Origin of the sequence: Xanthomonas sp. SHU 308, from assembly GCF_000364645.1 — a bacterium.
Lineage (GTDB): Bacteria > Pseudomonadota > Gammaproteobacteria > Xanthomonadales > Xanthomonadaceae > Xanthomonas_A > Xanthomonas_A sontii.
Genome location: NZ_AQOK01000352.1, coordinates 1 through 3,845, shown reverse-complemented (window position 1 = coordinate 3,845; position 3,845 = coordinate 1). Strand labels below are relative to the sequence as shown.

Annotated in this window: 3 protein-coding genes and 1 pseudogene; all 4 read right to left on the bottom strand. The window is 72.0% G+C overall.

Translation table 11 applies throughout. From position 1 onward, the window contains the following. Nucleotides 1–354 (bottom strand): annotated as a pseudogene (locus tag D588_RS24665) (glycosyltransferase family 1 protein); the annotation flags it as partial. Between the two features lie 2 nt (nucleotides 355–356). Next, complete coding sequence (locus D588_RS0112345; protein ID WP_017916210.1) at nucleotides 357–1,868, bottom strand: radical SAM protein; 1,512 nt, start codon at nucleotides 1,866–1,868, stop codon at nucleotides 357–359. Between the two features lie 23 nt (nucleotides 1,869–1,891). Beyond that, nucleotides 1,892–2,587: a class I SAM-dependent methyltransferase gene (locus D588_RS0112340; RefSeq protein WP_017916209.1), complete on the bottom strand. Its 696-nt coding sequence runs from the start codon at nucleotides 2,585–2,587 to the stop codon at nucleotides 1,892–1,894. Continuing rightward, complete coding sequence (locus D588_RS0112335; RefSeq protein WP_017916208.1) at nucleotides 2,584–3,816, bottom strand: amidohydrolase family protein; 1,233 nt, start codon at nucleotides 3,814–3,816, stop codon at nucleotides 2,584–2,586. The genes D588_RS0112340 and D588_RS0112335 overlap by 4 nt, the downstream gene beginning before the upstream one ends. Between the last annotated feature and the right edge of the window lie 29 nt (nucleotides 3,817–3,845).

Genomic DNA, 3,845 nt, shown 5'->3' with positions numbered 1-3,845 from the left:
CAGCGACGGCCGCCAGCGCGCCAGCGTCGCCGCCTCGCGCGCGAACTGCAGGCCGTGCACGTGCACCACGTCGGCCTCCAGCTCGGCCAGCAGCGCGGCGATGCGGCGCAGATGGCGCCGGCGCCCGCTCTCGGCACGGCGCACGAAGTGATAGTTCACGCCGTTGCGCTGCAGGTACGCATCGACCGCGGCGGCCTGGATCACCGAAACGCGGGTGCCGGCGCTGGCCACCGCCTCGGCGATGTCGGCCAGCGACGGCCACAGCGCGAAGGCCTGCTCCGGCGTCACCCCGTCCGGCAACGGCACGAAGTTGAGTTGCACGGCATGCACGGCGCGGTCGACGTTGCCGTCCATGCTCAGATCCCGGATACCTGCGGCCGGTGCAGGCGCACCAGCCGGTTGGCCAGGTTCAGTTCCCATGGCCGGTCGTAGCGCCGGTAGCGGTAGCGCCACGCGGCCAGCGCGCTGAGGCCGCGCTTGGCCCAGCCCGGCGAGCGCTGGTCCTGCGCGGTGGGATAGCGGCAGCCGAGCACGGTGACGAAATCGCGGATGCGCTGGCGCAGCGCATCGGTGAGCCAGGGCGCATCGGCGTGGCAGGCGTAGTCCACCCACTGCGGCTGCGCCCACTCCTCCGGCGTGCGCGGGAACTGCACCGGCACGCCGTCGCGGTCGAGCAAGGGCGTGCCGGCGCGGCGGCCGCGGTCCTTCTCGTGGCGGCTGCTGTCCGGCAGCGGGGTATACACGTAGACGATGATTTCCGACTGCGGGTTGATCCGCTTCAGCTCGCGGATGAACTCGAAGGTCTGCTCGGTCTCGCGTTCGCTGTCCTGCGGCGGCGCGACCATGAACGACAGCTCCGGAATCACCCCGTTGCGCCGGCACAGTTCGGCCACTTCCAGGGTCTGGTCCGGGCGCGTGCCCTTGCGGATCTCCTTGAGCATCGCCCCGCTCGGCGACTCGGCGCCGATGTAGGCCATGCGCAGGCGGCTCTTGCGCACCAGCTTCCAGGTGCTCTCGGACAGGTTGAGCAGCGCGTCGGCGCGGGCGTAGCACCACCACGGCAGTTCCAGCTTCGCCATCACCTCCAGCAGCGGGATCATGTCGGCTTCGCGGTCGAAGAAGTTGTGATCGAAGAACTGGATCGAGTCCGCGCCCAGGCCGTATTTCAGATAGCCCAGCTCGCGTTCCAGGCGGGCCGCGGTCGGCAAGGCGGTGGCGCCGCCGAACATCGCCGCCACCCCGCAGAAGGTGCAGCGGAAACGGCAGCCCAGCGCGGCCTGGTGCGAGGCGGTGCGGCGGCCGAGGAAGGTGCGGCCGAGATAGCGGCGCGGATCGCCGAGCTTCTCGTACGGCAGCGATGGCAGCGCGTCGCCGCGCTGGAACGCGCGGTTGCGGTTGTGCACCACGGCGCCGTCGTGCTTCCAGGACAGCCCGTCGACCTGCGCCAGCGTCGGCCCCTCGCCGCGCAAGGCGGCCAGCAGTTCCGACAAGGTGTCCTCGCCCTGCGCGCGGATCGCGTAGTCCACGTACGGCGCGGCCAGCGCGGTGTCCGGGTACAGCGTGGGAAAATAGCCGCCCCAGACGATCGGCAGCGCCGGGAAGCGCGCACGGATGGCCTGCGACAGGGCGATCGACGGTGCCAGTTGCGGCCCGCCCATCACGCTGATGCCGACCGCATCGAAGCGCTGCTCCTGCAGCGCCTGCAGGCTGCGGTCGATGAAGTCGCGGTCGACGTTGCCGTCGATGATGCGGCTGTCGCCCGTGCGATCCAGCGCCGCCGCCAGGTTCAGCAGCGACAGCGGAAAGCGGGCGCTGGACGGCTTGGTGATGGTGGGATTGACCAGCAGCGTGTTCGATGTGGAGGACATACGGTGCGGACGCAGGACGGGGGTCACGGCAGGCGCCGCAGGCGCAGCACCAGGGCCACCGGCACCTGCAATGCAGCGGGATCGAAATGGGCACCGGCGGGGATGTCGGCCGGGTCGAGCATCGGTTCGCTGACCGCGTCGATGACCAGCCCGAGCGCGGCGCAGGCGGCGTGCCAGTGGCTGTACAGGTGCTGGGTGTGGCGCACCGCGTAGCGCTGGCCGCCGGCCTTGAAGTCGCGGCGCCAGCCCAGCGCCGGGCCGATCGGGTGCACGTCGCTGCACAGCACCCAACCGCCGGGCCTGGTGACGCGGCGCAACTCGGCCAGGGCCAGCGGCAACTGCGGCAGATGTCCCAGCGCCAGCGCGCAGATGCTGAGGTCGGTGCTGGCATCGGCCAGCGGCAAGGCCTCCAGGCTGCCTTCGCGCAAGGTGTAGCGGCCGGCGTCGATCTCGGCCAGTTCCTGCGCGGCGCGCGTCAACATCTGCGGCGACAGGTCCACGCCGGTGACGTGCCCGGCGCCACGCTGCAGCGCATGCAGCAGGTAGCGGCCGCTGCCGCAGCCGGCATCGAGCACGTGCTGGCCGCGCAACGACGGCGGCAGCAAGGCCAGCATGGCGCGCTGCTCGGCCTGCATCACCGGGTTGTGCGCCTGCGCCGGGTAGCTGTCCGCCCACAGCGCATAGGCGGTCAGCGGATCGAGGGTCGTGACGGCGCTCATGCCGGGCATGCCTGCGACAAATGGGTCAGGCGTGAACGCGGCGGCGCAATCTGGACTTCCAGGCCCGGCTCCAGCGCGAGCAGCGCCGGGTCGGCGAGATCTGCGGCCAGCAGCTTCGGCACGCCGTCCAGCGTCACCGGCACCGTGTCCACGCCGGACGCGGCGAACCATGGAGCGAAATCGGGATCGGCGATGCGTGGCCGGCCATCGCGCACCACCGCGCGCAGCGCGCTGCGCGGCAGCCCGACCAGGCTGTTGGCAGGCGCGCCGCCACGGTCGGCGACGATCAGCAGATCGGCGTGTGCGCCCGGCGCCAGATGCCCGCGATCCGGCATGCGCAGGATGTCGGCCGCGGCGGTCGTGGCCAGGCGCAGTGCCTGGGTCGCGTCCAGGCCGTGGGTGGCAGCCAGGCGCAGATCCTCGAGCAAGTCGCGGCCGCCGCTGACCCGCGCATCGCTGCCCAGCGCCAGGCGCCCGGCCGCGCTCAGGCGCTGCGGATCGAGGGTGCGTCCGAGCAGGGTCAGGTTGCTGCTCGGGCACCACACCACCGCCGCGCCGCAGGCGAGCACGCGGGCGACGTCGTCGGCGCCCAGGCCCACGCCGTGGATCAGCACCGTGTTGTCCGCCAGATAGCCACGCCGCTCCAGCTCGGCGAGTTCGCTGGCGGCCACCGCGTCGGTACCTTCGGCCAGGTGGATCATCCACGGCCAGCCGGCGGCGGACGCCGCGGCGAAGCTCTGTGCCAGCGGCGGTCCGTAGTCGGGGCCGTGCAAGGTGTAGCTCCAGCCGAAATCGCGCAGCAGCGCCACCGGGAAGTCGGCCGCGTCCAGCGCGGCATGCCAGGGATCGTGATGGGCCACGCAGGTCACCCCGGCCAGCAGGTTCTTCAACCCGCCATGGCGCAGCCGCAAAGACTTGGGCAGGGCCAGCGCGGCGGTCACCGCCGGCGTGCGGAAATGCGCGGCGAAGGCGTCGATCCAGGCATAGCTGTTGGCGAACGGCGCAGCCTGCGGCAGCGGCGGCACCGCATTGACGTGCAGATGCTCGTGGGCGTTGATCAAGCCGGGCAGCACCAACTGCCCGTGCAGATCGATGCGCAGCGCGGCCGGCGTGGCCGCCGCGGCGATGCGGCCGGCGCGCAGCGCCAGCGGCGCGTGCACCGCCCCACAGGCGTGCGCGACGCGCGCACCCTCCAGGCAGAGGTCGATGGGGGCGGCAGACGCGGCCATGCTCAGCGCTTGCGCAGCACGATCAGGAA

Coding starts and splice junctions, on each gene's coding strand:
- D588_RS0112335 (WP_017916208.1), bottom strand. CDS start 3,816: ATGGCCGCGTCTGCCGCCCCCATCGACCTCTGCCTGGAGGGTGCGCGC.
- D588_RS0112340 (WP_017916209.1), bottom strand. CDS start 2,587: ATGAGCGCCGTCACGACCCTCGATCCGCTGACCGCCTATGCGCTGTGG.
- D588_RS0112345 (WP_017916210.1), bottom strand. CDS start 1,868: ATGTCCTCCACATCGAACACGCTGCTGGTCAATCCCACCATCACCAAG.